General features: G+C 44.2%; 19 protein-coding genes and 1 riboswitch. Of the genes, 10 read left to right on the top strand and 9 right to left on the bottom strand.

Annotation, left to right across the window (positions count from 1 at the left end; translation table 11 throughout):
* Positions 1–4 precede the first annotated feature (4 nt).
* From pnuC to IE164_RS17390, 5 genes are all read left to right on the top strand, one after another.
* Entirely contained in the window at positions 5–649 is a 645-nt protein-coding gene (gene pnuC / locus IE164_RS17410; RefSeq protein WP_189631547.1) for a nicotinamide riboside transporter PnuC, read from the top strand.
* Complete coding sequence (locus tag IE164_RS17405; RefSeq protein ID WP_189631546.1) at positions 646–1,155, top strand: AAA family ATPase; 510 nt, start codon at positions 646–648, stop codon at positions 1,153–1,155. The genes pnuC and IE164_RS17405 overlap by 4 nt, the downstream gene beginning before the upstream one ends.
* 65 nt (positions 1,156–1,220) lie before the next feature.
* Positions 1,221–1,335, top strand: a riboswitch (TPP riboswitch).
* 50 nt (positions 1,336–1,385) lie between these two features.
* Positions 1,386–3,842, top strand: a complete 2,457-nt coding sequence (locus IE164_RS17400; RefSeq protein WP_189631545.1) for a TonB-dependent receptor — start codon at positions 1,386–1,388, stop codon at positions 3,840–3,842.
* 294 nt (positions 3,843–4,136) lie between these two features.
* Positions 4,137–5,135, top strand: a complete 999-nt coding sequence (locus tag IE164_RS17395) for an ROK family protein (RefSeq protein ID WP_189631544.1) — start codon at positions 4,137–4,139, stop codon at positions 5,133–5,135.
* Positions 5,136–5,783: a hypothetical protein gene (locus IE164_RS17390; protein ID WP_189631543.1), complete on the top strand. Its 648-nt coding sequence runs from the start codon at positions 5,136–5,138 to the stop codon at positions 5,781–5,783.
* A 66-nt stretch (positions 5,784–5,849) separates the two neighbouring features.
* Here the strand turns inward: IE164_RS17390 and IE164_RS17385 are convergent, their stop codons facing one another.
* The 3 genes from IE164_RS17385 to prmC form a co-directional block, all read right to left on the bottom strand.
* On the bottom strand, positions 5,850–7,601 hold the full coding sequence (locus tag IE164_RS17385; RefSeq protein WP_189631542.1) for a M56 family metallopeptidase: 1,752 nt from the start codon (positions 7,599–7,601) through the stop codon (positions 5,850–5,852).
* The gene (locus tag IE164_RS17380; RefSeq protein WP_189631541.1) at positions 7,598–7,966 is read right to left on the bottom strand and encodes a BlaI/MecI/CopY family transcriptional regulator; all 369 of its coding nucleotides are present in this window, start codon (positions 7,964–7,966) and stop codon (positions 7,598–7,600) included. The genes IE164_RS17385 and IE164_RS17380 overlap by 4 nt, the downstream gene beginning before the upstream one ends.
* 358 nt (positions 7,967–8,324) lie before the next feature.
* Entirely contained in the window at positions 8,325–9,125 is an 801-nt protein-coding gene (gene prmC, locus IE164_RS17375) for a peptide chain release factor N(5)-glutamine methyltransferase (RefSeq protein WP_189631540.1), read from the bottom strand.
* 46 nt (positions 9,126–9,171) lie between these two features.
* On the opposite strand from prmC, the gene ribD reads away from it, so the two are divergent.
* From ribD to IE164_RS17360, 3 genes are all read left to right on the top strand, one after another.
* The gene (gene ribD, locus IE164_RS17370; protein ID WP_189631539.1) at positions 9,172–10,233 is read left to right on the top strand and encodes a bifunctional diaminohydroxyphosphoribosylaminopyrimidine deaminase/5-amino-6-(5-phosphoribosylamino)uracil reductase RibD; all 1,062 of its coding nucleotides are present in this window, start codon (positions 9,172–9,174) and stop codon (positions 10,231–10,233) included.
* A 93-nt stretch (positions 10,234–10,326) separates the two neighbouring features.
* Positions 10,327–10,809 carry a free L-methionine (R)-S-oxide reductase MsrC gene (gene msrC, locus IE164_RS17365; RefSeq protein WP_189631538.1) on the top strand — a complete coding sequence of 161 codons (483 nt, stop codon included), beginning with the start codon at positions 10,327–10,329 and terminating at the stop codon, positions 10,807–10,809.
* An 11-nt stretch (positions 10,810–10,820) separates the two neighbouring features.
* A complete protein-coding gene (locus IE164_RS17360) occupies positions 10,821–11,273 on the top strand; it encodes a hypothetical protein (protein WP_189631537.1) in 453 nt (150 codons plus the stop codon).
* Between the two features lie 97 nt (positions 11,274–11,370).
* Here IE164_RS17360 and IE164_RS17355 read toward each other — a convergent pair whose 3' ends face one another.
* The 5 genes from IE164_RS17355 to IE164_RS17335 form a co-directional block, all read right to left on the bottom strand.
* Positions 11,371–12,033, bottom strand: a complete 663-nt coding sequence (locus IE164_RS17355) for a phosphatidylserine decarboxylase family protein (RefSeq protein WP_189631536.1) — start codon at positions 12,031–12,033, stop codon at positions 11,371–11,373.
* Positions 12,034–12,037: 4 nt separating this feature from the next.
* Positions 12,038–13,315 carry a Glu/Leu/Phe/Val family dehydrogenase gene (locus IE164_RS17350; RefSeq protein ID WP_189631535.1) on the bottom strand — a complete coding sequence of 426 codons (1,278 nt, stop codon included), beginning with the start codon at positions 13,313–13,315 and terminating at the stop codon, positions 12,038–12,040.
* Positions 13,316–13,399: 84 nt separating this feature from the next.
* Positions 13,400–14,212 (bottom strand): phosphatidate cytidylyltransferase, encoded by an 813-nt coding sequence (locus tag IE164_RS17345; protein ID WP_189631534.1) that lies wholly within the window; start codon positions 14,210–14,212, stop codon positions 13,400–13,402.
* Positions 14,205–14,417 (bottom strand): putative signal transducing protein, encoded by a 213-nt coding sequence (locus IE164_RS17340; protein ID WP_189631533.1) that lies wholly within the window; start codon positions 14,415–14,417, stop codon positions 14,205–14,207. The genes IE164_RS17345 and IE164_RS17340 overlap by 8 nt, the downstream gene beginning before the upstream one ends.
* Positions 14,414–15,361: a CPBP family intramembrane glutamic endopeptidase gene (locus tag IE164_RS17335; RefSeq protein ID WP_189631532.1), complete on the bottom strand. Its 948-nt coding sequence runs from the start codon at positions 15,359–15,361 to the stop codon at positions 14,414–14,416. Before IE164_RS17335 ends, IE164_RS17340 begins: the two co-directional genes overlap by 4 nt.
* A gap of 35 nt (positions 15,362–15,396) precedes the next feature.
* On the opposite strand from IE164_RS17335, the gene dusB reads away from it, so the two are divergent.
* A complete protein-coding gene (gene dusB, locus IE164_RS17330) occupies positions 15,397–16,392 on the top strand; it encodes a tRNA dihydrouridine synthase DusB (protein WP_189631531.1) in 996 nt (331 codons plus the stop codon).
* A gap of 111 nt (positions 16,393–16,503) precedes the next feature.
* Positions 16,504–17,406 carry a DMT family transporter gene (locus IE164_RS17325; protein WP_189631530.1) on the top strand — a complete coding sequence of 301 codons (903 nt, stop codon included), beginning with the start codon at positions 16,504–16,506 and terminating at the stop codon, positions 17,404–17,406.
* Here the strand turns inward: IE164_RS17325 and IE164_RS17320 are convergent.
* A complete protein-coding gene (locus IE164_RS17320) occupies positions 17,381–18,241 on the bottom strand; it encodes an endonuclease/exonuclease/phosphatase family protein (RefSeq protein WP_189631529.1) in 861 nt (286 codons plus the stop codon). The genes IE164_RS17325 and IE164_RS17320 overlap by 26 nt on opposite strands.
* Positions 18,242–18,243: the final 2 nt, after the last annotated feature.

The following is an 18,243-nucleotide window of genomic DNA, read 5'->3' as shown; positions in this document are numbered from 1 at the left end:
GGCCATGCACCTAAACGAGATTTGGCAGGATATTGTCGCCAATGTTCAAGCTTTTGACTTTTGGGGCCTCATTGCTTTTGTTTCCGGAATTCTGGCCGTAGTCTACCTTATTAAGGAGAATATATGGACCTGGCCGTTCGGGATTATCTACACCATTATTTCCCTGTTTGTCTTCTATGAGTCGCGATTATATGGCGACTTGTTGCTACATATTTTCTTTTTGGTGCTGAATGTCTATGGTTGGATACACTGGATTAAGGGTAAGGAAAAGAAACAAGAAGCCCTGCCTGTTACCCGACTTTCGCTTGGTTCGGGTCTCACATACCTCGCTGTTTCAGGTCTATTTATTTACCTCTTTGCCCAGTTTTTAATGCAGCTGCCGGTGTGGTTCGAAGGAATTGATGCACCAAGCTTACCTTACTGGGATAGTGCCACTTCTATGTTGAGCGTAACGGCCATGTGGCTTACGGCCAGAAAAAAACTGGACAACTGGTACTACTGGTTTGCCATAGACGTACTGGCTACGGGCATCTACTTTTACAAAGAACTTTATTTCTACTCTGTTTTATATCTGGTGTATATTTCAATGGCGGTGGCCGGGTACCTGGCTTGGAAAAAGAGTATGCACCTCAACCCGATTAGCGAATGATTACAATTGCCGTAGTGGGGCCGGAAAGTACAGGAAAAACTACTCTTACTGAAGCTTTGGCCGCACACTATAAAACCCTTTGGGTGCCGGAATATTCAAGAGAATTTCTAACCAACCTTAACAGATCTTATATACAAAACGACCTTATTGCAATTGCTGAAGGACAGTTGCGTGAAGAAAGGAAGTATAGAAAGCAGGTAAAAGACTTACTGTTTTTAGATACCGACCTGTTTGTTATTAAAATTTGGAGCGAGTTTAAATATGGCCATTGCGACCCTTGGATATTGCAGCAACTATCCATGAATCAGGCCTCTTATTACCTGCTCACCTACTACGATGTGCCCTACGAAGAGGATCCGCTACGGGAAAGCCCCGAAAATCGTCCTGAGCTTTTCGATTTGTATGAAAGGGCCTTGAAAGAGTATGGGGTTGCTTATGAGGTAGTGCAAGGTTCTTTTCAAAAAAGGCTGGAAACAGCCATTCAAAAAATAAATTCTATCCTATAGCACAACCAGTGCTTGCGCCAGGGTAAAATAGTTTTTCGTTTTTGATAAACTAAGTTTACTTTTGCGCCCAGTAATAGGGGTGCCTTTTCCCGTTCATTCGGGATGAAATACAGGCTGAGATTATACCCATAGAACCTGATGCAGGTAATGCTGACGCAGGGACGTGGTGGTCTAACGTTTTAGGTTGGCTTCCCCTAGCCGCCATTGTTGAACCATTAAAAATCAATTCAATGAAAAAGTTGTTCGTGGCATCGGTTCTAATGCTGATGTTCACACAGATGTATGCTCAAAGCAACATCAAAGGAAAAGTGGTAGACAGCACCACGGGAGAAGCTGTTTTTGGAGCCAGTGTTATGCTCAGTCCGTCACAGCAGGGTACCGTAACCAATGTGAGTGGAGAATTTGAGTTGCCCAATGTTGCATCGGGTAATTACACACTTATGGTATCTATGATTGGTTATGTGAAGCTGTCGCAAAAAGTAACTGTCAACGGAACGGTAGAGCTTCTGTTGGAGTTAGTGCCAGACACCCGACAGTTGCAAGATGTAATTGTTACCGGCACCAGGGCCAATGAAAAAACGCCCACCACCTTTACCAATGTATCAGCTGAGGAAATTGAAAAGCAAAACCTTGGGCAAGACTTGCCTTTCTTGCTTAACTGGACTCCCTCAGTAGTAGTTACTTCCGATGCCGGGGCGGGTGTTGGTTATACAGGCATTCGTGTGAGAGGAAGTGACCCCACAAGAATCAACGTTACCATCAACGGAATTCCTGTAAACGACTCAGAATCGCAGGGAGTTTATTGGGTAAATATGCCCGATTTTGCATCTTCAACCTCTTCCATACAAGTACAAAGAGGAGTGGGCACATCGACCAACGGAGCCGGAGCTTTTGGCGCATCCATTAACCTTTTGACCAATGGAGTGAGCTCTGTACCGAAAGCTCAGGTAAACACCAGCGTGGGTTCTTACAATACGCAAAAATACAATGCCATTTACTCAACCGGACTATTGGCCAATAACTGGGCATTTGAAGGGAGATTGTCTCGTATAGCATCAGATGGCTATATCGACCGGGCCTCTTCAGACCTTGAGTCTTACTATGTTTCCGGAGGCTATTTCGGTAAAAAAACCAGTCTTCAGTTAATTCATTTTGCCGGAAATGAGAAAACCTATCAGAGCTGGTGGGGAACTCCCGAGGCTAGATTGAGAAACGATGCCGCAGGCATAGAAGAGGTTATTGCCAACAATGGCTACAACGCTCAACAGGCCGCCAACCTTAGAAATTCAGGTAGAACATTCAACTATTACCTATACGATAATCAGGTAGACGATTACGGGCAAGATCATTATCAGCTTCATTTTAGCCAAAATCTGGCCGAAGGTTGGAACCTGAATACTGCATTGCACTACACCCGTGGAGCCGGTTTTTTTGAGGAGTTCAAAGAAGATGAAGATCTGGTAGATTATGGCTTGCAAGAAGTAACCGTAGGTAATTCTACCATTAGCTCTACAGATCTGATTAGAAGAAGGTGGCTCGACAATGATTTTTATGGAATTACCTACGACCTGAACTATGAGGCCTCTAAGGTGCAAGCCACCTTGGGTGGAGCATTTAACGAATATGATGGTTTGCATTTTGGCGAAGTAATATGGGCGCGCTATGCCAGCAACGGAGACATACGCCATCGCTGGTATGAGAGCCGCTCTGATAAAACAGATTTCAACACCTATTTAAAGGTAAACTTGCAGGCTACTGAACAACTCAACTTATTTGCCGATGCACAAATAAGAACGGTACGTTACAGAGGAAAGGGGACCGATAATGATTTGCGCACTATAGACTTCGACCATAACTACACCTTCTTTAACCCCAAGTTTGGTCTTACCTACAACTTAAGTGAGCAGACCGCTCTGTATGGTTCTTTTGCTGTTGGTAATAAAGAGCCTAACCGATCAGATATTATTGACGCTGTGCCAGGCACGGCTCCATCTCACGAAACCCTCAACAACATAGAGTTTGGCTTTAGAAAAAGAACTGCTAAGGCAGCTTTTGAGGTTAACTATTATTTGATGGATTACAAGAACCAACTTGTACTAACTGGCGATGTGAACGATGTGGGGGCGGGTATTCGCACCAATGTGCCGGACAGCTACCGCATGGGGGTAGAACTGGCCGGAGGCATGCAAGTTGCCGAGTGGTTCAAGTGGCAGGCCAACCTTACGCTCAGCCGAAATAAAATAAAGGCCTTCGAAGAAATTATTTATGACTACGGGCCGGCCTTCGATGAGTTTAATGAGATAAGAACTCAGTTTAACGATACCGACATTAGCTTTTCGCCAAATGTTATTGCGGGCGCACAGCTTACGTTCACTCCAGCGCAGTCGTTCGAAGTTAGTCTGTTGTCTAAGTATGTGGGCGATCAGTATCTTGACAATACCTCTAATGAGAATCGTAAAATCGATGCGTTTTTTGTCAACGATGTTCGCTTCAACTACACCTTGGCTACTCGCTTCATCCGCCAGATAGATCTAAGCCTGCTAGTGAATAACATTTTCAATGTAGAGTATGAGTCCAATGGCTATACCTTTGGTTATTATGGTGGTCTTGACTATGAGGTAAGAGAAAACTATTACTACCCACAGGCTGGTACAAACTTCCTTTTTTCTGTAGGGTTTAATTTCTAAGTCCAGCCTATTGTATTTCCGGTGATGGTAGCCCGAAAGCGGTTACTGTCACCGGAATTTTTTTGCCAACCGAAAGGTTTCAAAGTATGCCGATAGCCGATAGCCTGATGACGTGCCGGAGCTCTGTAAGAGCCAATTATTTTTATGCAATCGTTTACCTAAAAACTCATTCGGCCTTTCCTGCTTATCAACAGCGAATCTGCATATTGTACTAATTTTAAATCATCGCATTTGCGAACGCATTAATTTGGCTTAATTCGCAATATGTAGTGATTGGTATGAAAAAGTGATGTCATGAGAGAGACAGCCATTGGAATAGATATTGGCGGAACTTTTACCAAGTTTGGCCTGAGCGATGTGGAGGGTAATATCCTGATGGAAGGGTCCATTCCAACATATACCCACAAGGAAATTAAGCCTTTCCTCGATGCCTTGAGCCAGGCTATTCAGGAAAACCTGGATAAGCTGAATGAGCCCATAGAAATTATGGGGATAGGAATAGGGGCGCCCAATGGCAATTATTATAAAGGTACCATAGAATACGCTCCCAATCTTCACTGGAAGGGCATTGTTCCCTTTATAGAGATGTTTCGCGAGTACTTTGACCTGCCCATGGTGCTTACCAACGATGCCAATGCGGCTGCCATAGGCGAAAAGGTGTTTGGTGGAGCGAAAGACATGAACGACTTTATTGTGATAACTCTGGGAACCGGGCTGGGATCCGGATTAGTAACCCGGGGTAAACTCATTTATGGCCATGATGGCCTGGCGGGTGAATTGGGTCATACCAACGTGTATCCAGATGGGAGAGAGTGTAATTGCGGAAAACGAGGGTGTTTAGAAACCTACGCCTCGGCTTCCGGTATTAAACGGACCGTGTTTAAGTTATTGGCTACCAACAATGTAGAAACGCCTCTTCGTTCATATACATACGAGTCGTTAACTGCAAAAAAGATTACGGAAATGGCACTGGAGGGTGATCCTATAGCCCTTGAAGCCTACGAATATACCAGTGATATACTGGGGCTGAAGCTGGCCGATGCTGCGGCTGTTACCAGCCCCGAAGCCATTTTCCTTTTTGGAGGCTTAGCCAAGGCAGGCGATATACTCATTGAGGCTACCAAAAAATCGTTTAACGAATATCTGTATCCTGGCTACAAGGGTAAGATTGAAATTAGGTTGTCCGACCTGATGGATAAGAATGCCGCGGTGTTGGGAGCCAGTGCGTTGGTATGGAGCGAAATTGCTCACAACGAAGGTATTCGTGTGCCCCAACAAGCCAGAGCCGTATAAATGTCTTCTCACCACATAGTTAGAGATGAGCAAGAACCCGCGCTGCTGATCGATGATGCTTCAGCCTTGCGTTTCGAGTTTGTTGAATTGTTGCTGGAATGGTCGCCCAAAGTAGTGGTGACGTCCAACGCAGTAAGGGCTGTGCTTAAGTGGGGAGTGAAAATAGATACCGTAATTGCCAGGCCCAATGAGGTAGAAGAACTACGGCCTTCTCTCAAAGCCCAGTCACCATTGCAGCTTTTGGTTTTCGATTCGGCCGATTTGCTGATTTCTGCTTTTATAGCCCTCAAAGATTTAGGGCACAATGCGGTAAATGTGCTGGCCAATGCTTTTAATAGTTCTTGTCTGGATACCATTCGACTGTATGCCGATACGTTCGATTCGGTACTTTATTATAATGATCAGAAGTGGGTTTATTCCAGCCGAGGAGTGTTTCAAAAGTGGCTCAATATTGGCGATGTAGTTGCTGTACATCCTGTGGTAGAAGGTACTTTCTTTAAAACCGAAGGTTTTTATCAGAATCTGGAAAACGAGATGTATCTGGAACCTTTTGAGCTTACATGTGCTACAAATGGTAAGGCGAGAGTAGAGTCTAACCAACGGCCTTTTTGGTTGATTGAAAGTATAAAGACGGATTTGTATCTGTAGAAGAGAAATAGCAAAGGGTGCCTGCTATATAAGCCGCACCCTTCAATCTTAACTAAACAAAACATCCTACATCATGTACCGTGTAGGAATAGAAATTTTCATCCGAACCAATACTTCTTTACCGTCTTTAACTCCCCGTTTCCAGGGATAAAGTGAAGCAATCTTACTTCTCAGAGTGTCGTGAACCTGTCCGAAGAAAAGATAGTAGGCCCTGTTTCGTTTGTCTGATCCGGCCATTTCGGTCAGCAGGTTGAGGTGCGAAATAGACTGGCCTCCCTGCACAACAAATTCAAAGTCGATGGTTTTCGGAAGCCTGGAGCGGTCGATTCCTTCGGGTAGTTTAATTTCTAAAGCAATGGTTTTAGCCAGGTTTTCAAGACCGCCCATTACCTGGGGTAGCACATCCACCTCTTCGGGAGAGAAAATACTGCTTTCATCATACTCTAATGAAACGGGGGTTGACTCATAAATCATCAGGTATTTGGTGTTGGGAAGTATTTGGTCTTTTAACTGTTTTTCTGTAAAAAGATCGGAGTAGGTCCATTTGTTTATGATAGTTCTATCAGAGTTAAACGTAATTCCGGTAGTATCTGCTAACAGGAGTCCAATTAGTTCTGATTGTTGAGCTTCATTAAGCTTAGCCACGAAAAGGGGATTATAGCCGGGCTTAAATGATTCGAAGTAAGGGTGGAAGTTATTTTCTTTAAAATATCGGTAAGCAATTTTTTTGTCTGGGTTTTCCGATTTGAGTAGGAGGAAGACCCGTTCGTGAGCAGTGGTTAGTTTGTTAATCCAGCCCGACTCGAAGAGACTGGCCAGAAGGCTTGAGTTTGAGATATTAGTTTGTTTAGAAGCACTTGTATCTGCAGAAACATCGAACTCAAAAGATGTTTGCTTTTCTTGAGACCAAAGAGAAGTCCAGGTGAGGCACCCAAAGGCAAGGAGGCCGTAAACAAGGCTTAGCAGAATGGTTTTTCGAATGGTTGTTTTGTGTGTTTTCATAAGTTTTATCCGTTTAGATAGGCTGGAAATTCGCGCAAATGAATGGGATACGCCACCTTCGAAACCGGGCAGTGTCACTTTCAGAAGAGTTTCGGCATAAGACTCAAGAGGCACACTCTTTAGCACCCTATGGTCAACCTGAGCTTCGTGTAAGGTTTTTAATTCTCTGAGAACCCAGTATACCACCGGATTATACCAAAGTAGCGCCTGAAAGACTCTCATAAACATAAGGTCTATACTGTGCTTTTGTTGAATATGTACCTTTTCGTGTTGGTGTATGATGTGCCAGGTAGAGGCTGGGTAATTCTTAAATTGCGGTATAAAAATCCAACTCCAGTAAGAAAATGGTGCTTTAACAGAGGGATGTCTTAAAATGTTATTTCCAAGGATAACATCTCTACCCGACATGAGTTTCCAGATAAAGAGCCTGAGAATTTCTATAATCAGCAACAAGGCAAACAGGGCTAAACCAATGGAGTAAATGGTTATGAAGCTTTGCCTGGTAAAAATTGAAGGATTGGCCCTTACTGTTTTAGAATCTGTGTTTTTTGAGATAGATTGTGAGGGGCGAAGGCTTGTGGCAGTATTTTCAAGCTTGGTTTTAAGGGCAAGAGCCTCATGCACAATAATAGGTTCTTCTTCAGTAACCTTATATGAAAGGTAGGGAGCAATGGCACTCAGTATGAGAATACCCAAAACGAGTATTCTCCTCCATTGAAATTGCGTGTTGTTCCGAAACAACATGAGGTAGGCCAAAAAGAGTATGCTTAGAATAATACTGACCTTTAAGCTCCAATAAAACACTGCATCAATCATTCTGCCTCCTTTTTGCTTTCCAGAATCTTAATGATTTCATCTAGCTCGTCAATGTCCATTTTCTTGCGATCGGCAAAGAATGAAACAAGGCGGGTGAGCGAACCTTCAAAGTACTTGCTCATTACGTTGCTCATGGCAAAGTCTGAATATTTGGATTTACTGATGAGCGGATAATACCTTTTGCTGTTGCCCATCATTTCGTGAGCAACAAAGCCCTTTTGTTCGAGCACAGAAAGTACCGTAGCTATTGTAGTATAACTCGGTGCATCTTTCTTAAACTCCTCCAATATTTCACGGGTGAAGGCCTTTTCAAGACGCCATACTATTTGCATTATGCGCTCTTCGGCTTTAGTTAGTTCTTTCATAATTCTCAATCTACTATAAATATAGTAGAATTACTATTTAAATAGTAGATCTTCGAAAAAAATAGTAGAGATAGGTACCTATAGACAGCGTATGGATTGCAGAGGGTTGGTGTTATTGGGGCTGTAAAGTTATATGACTAACTTTTGGTAGTTCCCTCACTAAAACACATACGAACCACCAATTTTCTTTAAACCATTATACTTTGTATGCTCTCACGCTCCACGCAGCAGCAGGCAAAGATGACTATGTTGTAATGATTGCTCAACTGAAAAAAGGTGGACCAGGCTTTACGAAAAGGAGCCATTTTAAATCGAGGTATTATTGATTCTAGGCTTTCTAGATTCCCATATCAGAAATCTAAATACGAGCTCTTATCATTCTGTCTTTGCCTTGCATATCTTGCTTGAGACTCACATTTTGGTATCCCTCACTCTCAAGTAGCTTCATCACCTCATGTCCGTAGGTTTCATGTATTTCAAAATAAAGGCTCCCTCCTTCTAAAAGTGCAGGCATAGCCTTTTGTGCAATTACTCTGTAGAACAATAAAGGGTCGTTGTTGGGTACAAACAAAGCAAGGCCGGGCTCATAATCTAGAACGTTGCTGTGCATTTGGGCTTTGTCCGATTCGGGTATATACGGAGGGTTGCTCACAATTACATGGTACCGGCCAATCAGGTTTTCTTGTAGTATATCCAACCGGCTAAAAGTTACATCGGCTTTTAGCTGTTCAGCATTTTTTTGTGCGAGAGCCAAAGCTTCACTAGAAATATCAAGACCTTCCACCTTCAAGCCTTTCCGCTCAAGCGCCAGTGTTATTGGAATACACCCGGTTCCGGTTCCAATGTCCAAAACACGCACCTGTGAATCTTTCAGTTCTCCAATTCCCTGAATCACCCAGCTCACCAATTCTTCTGTTTCAGGTCGGGGAATCAGCGCTTCAGGGCCACACTTAAACCTACGCCCATAAAACACCCCAAAGCCAACTACGTGTTGTAGGGGAGTTGCTGCCCGGAGTAGTTTCAGGTCGTGTGACATCAGTTTTTCATCGAAATGCACTGGGCTGTTCAGAGCCAGTTTAATGCTATCGACATGAAAGCGATCGTGCAAATAATGCCGAGCCAATGCGGTAAGCTCGCGCTCCTCGTATAAGTTTGCCAATTCATTAATAACTTGGCGCAACAATTCCTTCGCAGGCTTTTGAGACATGATACAAAGTAAAGCAAATATCACTTCCCACTTTAGTGCAGACGATATTCGCTTTATGCAACGGGCACTTGACCTGGCCGCTTATGGCCGTGGAAGGGTGAGTCCCAACCCTATGGTGGGGTGCGTAATTACCCATAACGCCAAGATTATTGGTGAAGGATGGCACAGAAAGTATGGTGAGGCCCATGCTGAAGTGAATGCCATTAACTCAGTGGCCGATAAAAGCCTTTTGCCTGAATCTACGTGCTACGTTACCCTGGAACCTTGCGCCCACCATGGTAAAACACCGCCATGTGCTGATCTGCTTATCAGTATGAAAGTGAAGCGGGTTGTAATTGCCGTTGTTGATTCTAACCCACTCGTAGGCGGACAAGGCATTGACAGAATGAAAGCTGCCGGAATTCAGGTAGAAACCGGCTGCCTGCAAAGTGAGGCATGGGAACAGAACATTAGGTTTTTTACACTCATAGAGAAAAACCGACCATATGTTATACTCAAGTGGGCTCAGACACGCGATGGTTACATTGCTCGTCAGAATTACGATTCGAAGTGGATTAGCAACACATATTCCCGTAGCCTTGTACACCAGTGGAGAGCCGAAGAAGATGCCATTCTGGTGGGCCCGGGAACAGCTTTGTATGACAACCCAAACCTAAATGTGAGAAGTTGGGTGGGGGCCAACCCCATACGGATTGTCATTGATCGGAAACTGAGGCTGGATAATGCACTTCAACTTTTTGATGGCTCCATTCCTACTCTCATTTATAACTGTCAAAAGACTGGCAACAAAGAGAATATAGAATGGATAAAGTTAGATGAGGAGCAATTTCTGGAATCCCTACTTCAAGACCTGGGTGAGCGAAGAATACAGTCGGTTATTGTGGAAGGGGGAGCGGCTGTTTTAAATGCCTTCATAAATGCCGATTTATGGGATGAAGCCAGGGTTTTTACATCAGCTATGAACTTTGGAACAGGCATTGAGGCTCCCAGATTCTCCGGTCAGCCTATTGCAGAATCCAATATAACAGGCGATGAATTGAAGGTTTACCGGAATCGATAAACTGACGCCCGACTGAACTTTTCCAGCATTGAACCTTAATTCTGAACCGAAATTCCATTCTCTCAGTTACCTTTGCATTCAATTTTAAATGCCATGGCAGAAGAGCTTATTATCGATAACACCGCAACGAAAGAAGAAAAATACCAAACGCTTATACCGCAAATAAAAGCCCTTGTAACCGGTGAACCCGATCTTACAGCAAACTTGGCCAATATAGCTTCTGCACTTAAATATGGCATGGGTTTCTTTTGGGTAGGCTTCTATTTGGTGAAAGACAATGAGCTGGTTTTGGGGCCTTTTCAGGGGCCAATTGCTTGCACCCGAATTAGAAAAGGAAAAGGGGTGTGCGGAACTAGCTGGGCCAAGGCCGAAACGGTTTTGGTACCCAATGTCGATGAGTTTCCGGGGCACATTGCCTGTAGCTCAGACTCTAAGTCTGAAATTGTGCTCCCGGCTTTTAAGAATGGAGAAGTAGCTTTGATTCTTGATGTAGACTCTGACCAACTGAACGATTTCGATTCGGTAGACCAGAAGTATCTGGAGCAACTCATGAGAATAGTTGAAGAGCTTTTTTAACGTTTGTTTCAATGAGAAGTGCTATCCTATCGGTTATTCTTTTTTGTTCTCTTTTTTCATTGAGTTGTTCTCAAGAGGCTAAAATTGAAGCCAAACTCTCTCCATTAACCCAAAAGTTAATTAATGACCTCAATAAAGGGCAGCCTGAGGTGCTGTTTTCCGAAACTGAAATCTGTGACCAGAAAATTGAAGAGATCGTTTCAGTTGACCAAAATATTATTATACTCGCAACACACACCAGCATAGGAATTAGCTGCAAAGGAGTGAGCAGATCAATAGTCTTTGTTGACGGTAAATACAAAGGTTATTATCAGTCAGACGAAATTTATCCTTTGAAAATTGAATCGGATACACTGATCTGGGTTACCGAAGGAGGAAGAAAGTATAAAATGTCACTGAAAAATGAGCTGCCTCGAAAGTTGAACTTCGATGGGCTTGTGACAGTTCCAGTTTTACAGAACTGAGCTTCCCCCTTTCACTCCCGTTTTTGACCAACAATGACTGACTCCATGCCCCACAAGTCATCAGAAAATTTAGCGAAGTTAATAAGGTGACGAGAAACTATTTCAGCTCTGCGATAACCGTCTGGCCACCTTTGGTAATCTGACCATTGGTTACTTTAATTTCAGCATCAAGCGGAAGGAAAATATCCACTCTCGACCCGAACTTGATAAAGCCAAATTCCCGGCCCTGAATCACGCTGTCGCCTTCATGCAAATACCACTTAATACGTCTGGCGGCAGCTCCGGCTACTTGCCTGATGAGTATCTCTACGTTTTTGTGGATTTGGTACACAATGGTGGTTCTTTCGTTTTCTGTGCTTGATTTGGGGTGCCATGCCACCAGGTATTTGCCCGGATGGTATTTAAAGTATTTCACCAATCCTGTTACCGGGTTTCGGTTCACGTGCACGTTCAAAGGCGACATAAAAATAGACACTTGTAAGCGCTCCTTGCCTTTAAAGTATTCATCTTCTGTAGTGGTTTCAATTACTACCACCTTACCATCGGCCGGGGCAAGTACGTGCTTCTCATTGAGTTCTACCTTTCGTGCAGGGTCTCTGAAGAACTGCAGGAAAAAAAGGAAAACAACTAAGGATATGCCACCCACAATAATTGCTATGGCAGGAGCGGCCTGAATAAGGTAAAGAACAGTCGCGTTCAATACCAATAAAACGAAGAAGAGGATCGTTAAGAATCCTCTTCCTTCTTTGTGTATTTTCATAAGATTAAAATCCTCCTCTGAACTTATAGGTTTCAGCTACCTTGTCTATGGCTACCACATAAGCGGCTATACGCATTGGGATGTCGTATTTTTGCGAAGCTTGGTAAACTTTATCGAAGGCATCTTTCATAATTCTGTCAGATCTTCTGTTTACACGCTCACGAGTCCACTTATATCCCAATCGGTTCTGTACCCACTCAAAGTAAGATACTGTAACCCCTCCGGCATTTGCCAGAATATCGGGCACAGCCATAATTCCCTTTTCGTTGATTACGCGGTCGGCCTCTGCAGAAGTAGGTCCATTAGCACCTTCAACAATCAGCTTAGCTTTAATTTTATCTACGTTGCCCGAATGAATTACATCTTCGACAGCTGCTGGCACCAATACGTCCACGTCAAGTAAGAGAAGTTCCTCGGCATCGGCCATCAATTCGGCACCATCCCAACCTTCCAAAGAGCCCTTGTTGTTGTCGCGGTACTCAATGGCTTTCTTAATGTCAATTCCTTTCTCGTTGTAGTAAGCACCGGAAATATCGCTCACTGCTACAACAGTACAGCCTCTTTCGGCAAGCAACAAGGCCGCAAATGAACCTACGTTGCCAAATCCTTGAACAGCAATATTGGCATGATAAGGGTTGATTTTTAGCTTCTCCATGGCGGCAAGGGCCGAAACCATTACTCCGCGTCCGGTGGCTTCCACTCTACCTAAAGAGCCTCCTAGTACAAGCGGTTTACCGGTTACAACGGCATTGACTGTGGTTCCCATAGAGCGTGAGTACTCATCCATCAGCCAGGCCATTTCTCTTGGTCCGGTACCCATATCTGGGGCAGGAATGTCCCGGTCTGGACCAAAAACACCAGTCATTGCTTGCGTATAAGCGCGGGTCAATCGTTCAATTTCTCCGGCCGACATTTGCCTTGGGTTGCACTTAATGCCTCCTTTGGCACCACCGTAGGGTATGTCCACTACAGCACATTTCCAGGTCATCCAGGCGGCTAGCGCCTTTACCTCATCCAAGTGTACATCCATTGCATAGCGAATACCACCTTTAGAAGGCCCAAGAATGTTCGAGTGGATCACACGGTGACCTTCAAACACTTTAATGGAGCCATCGTCCATAGTGATCGGCAGTGAAACAGATACTTGCTTTGAGGGTGACTTTAATACGTTGTAAACTTGTTCGTCCAGTCCCAGCACCTCGGCTGCAATATTGAACCTGGACATCATTGACTCAAAAGGATTGGATTTATCCTTTATGGGAGCCGGTTCTATGTAACCCATAGGGAGTATTTGTTGTTTAAGACGGGTCAAAATTAAGGAAATTTTAACCGAATATGTCCAACAGAATTGCCCTTATTTTTCGAATTAAAGTATGAAGTGAAGGTAGGCGGTAGTGAACGGTAAAGAAAGCAGCAGCCCATCAAACCTATCGAGAAAACCACCATGCCCCGGCAATATGCGTCCAGAGTCTTTTATGGCCAATGTTCTTTTAAAAAGAGACTCCACCAGGTCGCCCAATATGCCAAATACTGCCGTAATGAGTGCCAGTCCAAACCATTCGTAGAGGCTTATGATTCCGAAGAGCTGATGCAGACAATAGGCAATAACCAGGGCCAGAGCCAGGCCACCCATGGCTCCCTCCCATGTTTTATTGGGCGAAACCTTCTCAAAAAGCTTTCGCTTGCCGAGTGATCTTCCGGCAAAAAAAGCTCCGGTGTCGGTGGCCCACTGCAAAAACAGAATGCCCAAAACCAACGGATAAGCATAGGCGCCTTCAATGTAGGCTATGGCGTTGACCAACGAAAACGGAAAGGCTATATACACAAAACCCAATATGGAAATGGCCAGGCAGTTAATGGCATGAGATGTTTTGATGGTCTGTAGCGGGTAAATAAAGGCAATGGCAAAAAGGGCCGGCAAAAACCAGAAATATTCGGCCGAAAGGTTAAACTGATAGAAGGCAAAAAGTCCGCTAAAAAGAGCCAGTGCCAAACCTAAGCCCCAAATTTCATAAGGGCTTTTCCCATCCTTTTTGGCTAAACCATAGAACTCCTTGAGGCAAGCCAACATGAGCAGGGCAAAGACTATAGCAAATCCATAAGGAGAGTATGCGATGGCAGCAATTATGCCGGCAACACCAATAAAGGCAGTAATAATACGCTGCAATAAATTACTCATGACTGAAGCTTATATCTTCGTTGATCAGTTTGATGGCTCGCAAAACATCTTCTCGTTTAACCTTTACTTCAAGCGAACCAATGCGGTAAGAATGATCCTGAAGATTGAAAACGATGGCTGCTAGTCCGGCATTAATTAACAAATCTTTCACAATTTCGGCCTGGTGAGGCAATGTTGTGCTATAAACCGTTTGCCAGTTACTCACTCCAATCGTTTTGGTCTAAGATACTCATTTCTAAAGAAAAACATGAGGACAATAAAGAACACAACGGCTACAATTTGTCCTACAACTGGGATGGTCTCTGAATCATCCAGAATGATCTCTGCACCTGAAACCTGAGCGGTGTAGACCAAAATTACCTGAATACCGTTATTGGCGATGTGTCCAATTATGGGGTACCAGATATTGCCCGACCACACATAAAAATACCCAAACAAGGCACCCAATAGCATGCGCGGTACCAAGCCATAGAATTGAAGGTGAATGGCACTAAACAAGAGGGCCGATAGCCAAATTGCCAAATGTTTGTTTTTAGAGAGGCGTTGAAGACTGTTTTGTAACAAACCTCTGAACAGCAGCTCTTCACCAATTCCCGGAAGTAGGGCTATGGCAATAAAACCGAATAGGAACTCGCCAAAATTGTTGAAAGTGGTGAATTTTTCAGTGGCTTTGGCCAGTTGGTCTTCTGTTTCGCGAGCCCACTTTTCAAAGCCCGACATAAACTCCGGAAACTTAATGTTCTGGTTCCACTCAATGAAATAGGAGTTTACTACCATAAAAGTAAATGTGGCAAGCACCACCACAACAACCGCTATTGGCCTCACTTTCGTCTCATTGCTGAGTGTCGATAGCTTCTTTTCGGCAAAAATCTTTATGTAAAACCAGGGTACCAGAAAGGTAAAGACCAGCGTGTAAAGTATTTGGGTACTCAATACTTCTATCAGGCTCAGGTAATCGAACATAATCTCGGGGTTCTTCTGGAATTCATCCAGCCCCATGCCGTTGATTAGGGCCAGAATTGCCCCAACTAAACCACCAACAAACTGACCTACAAAAAAGCCGGCTGCCAACAAACCGAGAAGGATTAAAAAGGAACTACTTTCAGTTCTTCCGCCAGTTAGGTCTATGCCATTGTCAAGTCTCGTCATAATGGCGTAAATTTACGCGAAAATTTGAATAGGACTTGGTAAGGATAGGAAACATAGAGGTTGGAGAATTTCCGTTGCTGTTGGCCCCCATGGAAGATGTGAGCGACCCGCCATTTAGGGCGGTTTGCAAAGAAAATGGGGCCGACCTTATGTATACGGAATTTATTTCTTCGGAGGGGCTTATTAGAAACGCAGAGAAGAGTGTGCAGAAGCTGGACATTTATGACTATGAACGCCCCATAGGTATTCAGATTTTTGGCGATAAGATAGAGTCTATGCGGCAGGCTGCGGCCATAGCCGAAGAAGCTCAGCCGGAGATTATCGATATCAACTACGGTTGTCCGGTTAAAAAAGTAGCCTGCAAGGGTGCCGGTGCCGGTATTTTGCTCGATATCCCTAAAATGCAGAAAATGACCGAAGAGATAGTGAAGCAGGTTCAACTTCCGGTAACGGTTAAGACTCGCCTTGGCTGGGACGACAGTACTATCCGAATTGTAGAAGTGGCTAAGCGACTGCAAGATGTAGGCATCAAAGCCCTGACAATTCATGGCCGAACACGGGTACAGATGTACAAAGGTGTGGCCGATTGGACCAAGATTGCAGAAGTAAAGAATCATCCGGATATCCACATTCCTATTTTTGGGAATGGCGATATAGACTCTCCTCAAAAAGCGCTGGAATACAAGCAAAAATATGGAGTAGATGGTATCATGATTGGTCGGGCATCCATAGGTTATCCGTGGATTTTCAATGAGATAAAGCATTTCATGAAGACGGGCCAACTACTAGACCCTCCTTCTATGGAAGAGCGTGTGAGAACCGCTAAGAAACACCTGGATTTTTCACTGGAGTGGAAGGGGGAAAAGCAGGGTATTTATGAAATGAGAAGGCATTATACCAACTACTTTAGGGGAATACCCAACTTTAAGCCCTACCGTACCCGCTTAGTTGAGTCAGAAAATCCCGATGAGTTATTTGCTATTTTAGACGAAGCAGGTAGTGTGTTTGAAGATGCCTATTCGATGGTGTAAGACATACGCGAAGCGTATAGGATTTGGCAGAACAGGATTGCCCCATAGTGTGGGGAAAAATCTCTCCATTTCTTGAACTAATTCCTATACATTTGGGCTTCTTAACATTCTATGAAAAACACCAACGTAGCCGCCTGGTCTATTCTTATTGTTTTGGCCTTAATATGGGGTACCAGTTTTATTCTTATTAAAAGAGGGCTTGAGGTTTATGCCCCGGGTGAGGTAGGAGCTTTACGCATTTTAGCCGCCTGTTTGTTTTTGGTGCCCATAAGTATTCCTCTTATTCGAAAACTTTCGGCTCGCCAACTCAAGCTTTTATTACTCATAGGTATGGTGGGTACTTTTATTCCTGCTTTTCTTTTCGCCCTGGGGCAAACCCGGCTAGATAGTGGAATAACCGGGGTGCTTAACGGGCTAACTCCCATCTTTACCCTCGCCATTGGCGCAGTTTTTTTTAGCCAGAAGTTTACCACCGCCAACTACCTGGGCATAGCTTTGGCGTTTATTGGTACTGTGGTGTTGTTAACTGCCGGAAGCGGAGGTGAGGTGAGCGAATTCAATTTCTACGCCCTTTTTATTGTATTGGCCACCGCCTGTTACGGCACCAACCTCAATGTGATTAAGTATTACCTGGCCGACTTAACCCCTCTGGTCATCACCAGTGTCAGTATTCTTTTGGTGGGACCAATGGCCGGTCTTTACCTGGCTTTCGATGCCGATTTTGCCAATAAAGTAGCTTCCGGCCCGGAAGCCGTCAGAGCTTTGGGTTATGTGGCACTGTTGGGAGTTATGAGTACTTCGTTGGCTCTCATTCTTTTCAATAAACTGGTGCAAATGACCACGCCTATATTTTCCAGCACGGTTACTTACCTTATACCCATTGTTGCCCTAACATGGGGTTTGCTCGATGGGGAGCAGCTTATTTTGGGACAAATCATAGGTATTGCAGCCATACTTTTAGGGGTATTTATCAATAACCGTAAGAAGGCTAAGGCTGCTCAAAAGCAAAACTAGCGACTATGGGGTAATGGTCTGAGGGGTAAAAGAATTTGTTTTTCCACCGGTCTATGACAAACCCTTTAAGTCTCAACCCACTTTTGAGATAAAAAATATAGTCGATTCTGGGGCAGTGGCTACCGCCATTCCAATTGTGATATGTACAGCCTTCCAACTCGCTGCCTGAGTAGGCATCGGTAAAATATTCTTTTAATCTCAGAATATTCTCACCCTCTGGTTCTTCATTAAAATCGCCAAGTAAAATAGTTGGCATTTCTGCCACCTCGGTCATTAACTTTCTCAGAAGTAGTTCCGTACTGCGCTCTCGGCTATTGTCCGAGCGATGGTCGAGATGAGCATTGAGCAGACGAAGCTTCTTGCCAGAGGGTTTGTGTTCCATGACAACCAAAGTGGCTATTCTGGGCAGGGTATTGCCCCAACTTTTAGAGGCAGGTTCAGAGGGCGTGTCAGAGAACCAAAAGGTTTCGCTTTCAATGACCCGCCAGGTTTTCTTATTATAAAAAATGGCATTGGATTCTCCGCCTTTTTCATCGATGGTTCTGGATCTATACACCACATCTAACTGCGAAACCTCATCCAAAATCTCATCGATTTGAAGGGGGAGAGCTTCTTGAGTGGCAATGATACCGTCTTTGTATTTTTTGAAAATAGACATGACCCGGTCTCTTCGGCTCTTCCACTTGTTTTCGCCATCTCCGGGGGTGCCATAGCGGATATTGAACGAAACTACCTGAAAGTCTTGAGCCAGCGATTGACCCATGAGCAAAAAGTATAGCAATGTCCCAAACAGCACTACAGCACGCATATCCAAATCTGCAAAATATGCAGGCAATA

It is taken from the genome of Roseivirga thermotolerans, assembly GCF_014653175.1.
Classification (GTDB): Bacteria; Bacteroidota; Bacteroidia; order Cytophagales; family Cyclobacteriaceae; genus Roseivirga; species Roseivirga thermotolerans.
This window is presented reverse-complemented; position numbering and strand designations above follow the sequence as displayed.

Excerpts from the sequence above, each read along its gene's own strand:
- pnuC (WP_189631547.1), top strand. The coding sequence starts at position 5 with ATGCACCTAAACGAGATTTGGCAGGATATTGTCGCCAATGTTCAAGCT.
- IE164_RS17360 (WP_189631537.1), top strand. The coding sequence starts at position 10,821 with ATGAGAAGTGCTATCCTATCGGTTATTCTTTTTTGTTCTCTTTTTTCA.
- IE164_RS17395 (WP_189631544.1), top strand. The coding sequence starts at position 4,137 with ATGAGAGAGACAGCCATTGGAATAGATATTGGCGGAACTTTTACCAAG.
- IE164_RS17390 (WP_189631543.1), top strand. The coding sequence starts at position 5,136 with ATGTCTTCTCACCACATAGTTAGAGATGAGCAAGAACCCGCGCTGCTG.
- IE164_RS17350 (WP_189631535.1), bottom strand. The coding sequence starts at position 13,315 with ATGGGTTACATAGAACCGGCTCCCATAAAGGATAAATCCAATCCTTTT.
- IE164_RS17355 (WP_189631536.1), bottom strand. The coding sequence starts at position 12,033 with ATGAAAATACACAAAGAAGGAAGAGGATTCTTAACGATCCTCTTCTTC.
- IE164_RS17385 (WP_189631542.1), bottom strand. The coding sequence starts at position 7,601 with ATGATTGATGCAGTGTTTTATTGGAGCTTAAAGGTCAGTATTATTCTA.
- msrC (WP_189631538.1), top strand. The coding sequence starts at position 10,327 with ATGGCAGAAGAGCTTATTATCGATAACACCGCAACGAAAGAAGAAAAA.
- IE164_RS17405 (WP_189631546.1), top strand. The coding sequence starts at position 646 with ATGATTACAATTGCCGTAGTGGGGCCGGAAAGTACAGGAAAAACTACT.
- IE164_RS17380 (WP_189631541.1), bottom strand. The coding sequence starts at position 7,966 with ATGAAAGAACTAACTAAAGCCGAAGAGCGCATAATGCAAATAGTATGG.
- IE164_RS17335 (WP_189631532.1), bottom strand. The coding sequence starts at position 15,361 with ATGACGAGACTTGACAATGGCATAGACCTAACTGGCGGAAGAACTGAA.
- IE164_RS17345 (WP_189631534.1), bottom strand. The coding sequence starts at position 14,212 with ATGAGTAATTTATTGCAGCGTATTATTACTGCCTTTATTGGTGTTGCC.
- IE164_RS17400 (WP_189631545.1), top strand. The coding sequence starts at position 1,386 with ATGAAAAAGTTGTTCGTGGCATCGGTTCTAATGCTGATGTTCACACAG.
- IE164_RS17325 (WP_189631530.1), top strand. The coding sequence starts at position 16,504 with ATGAAAAACACCAACGTAGCCGCCTGGTCTATTCTTATTGTTTTGGCC.
- ribD (WP_189631539.1), top strand. The coding sequence starts at position 9,172 with ATGATACAAAGTAAAGCAAATATCACTTCCCACTTTAGTGCAGACGAT.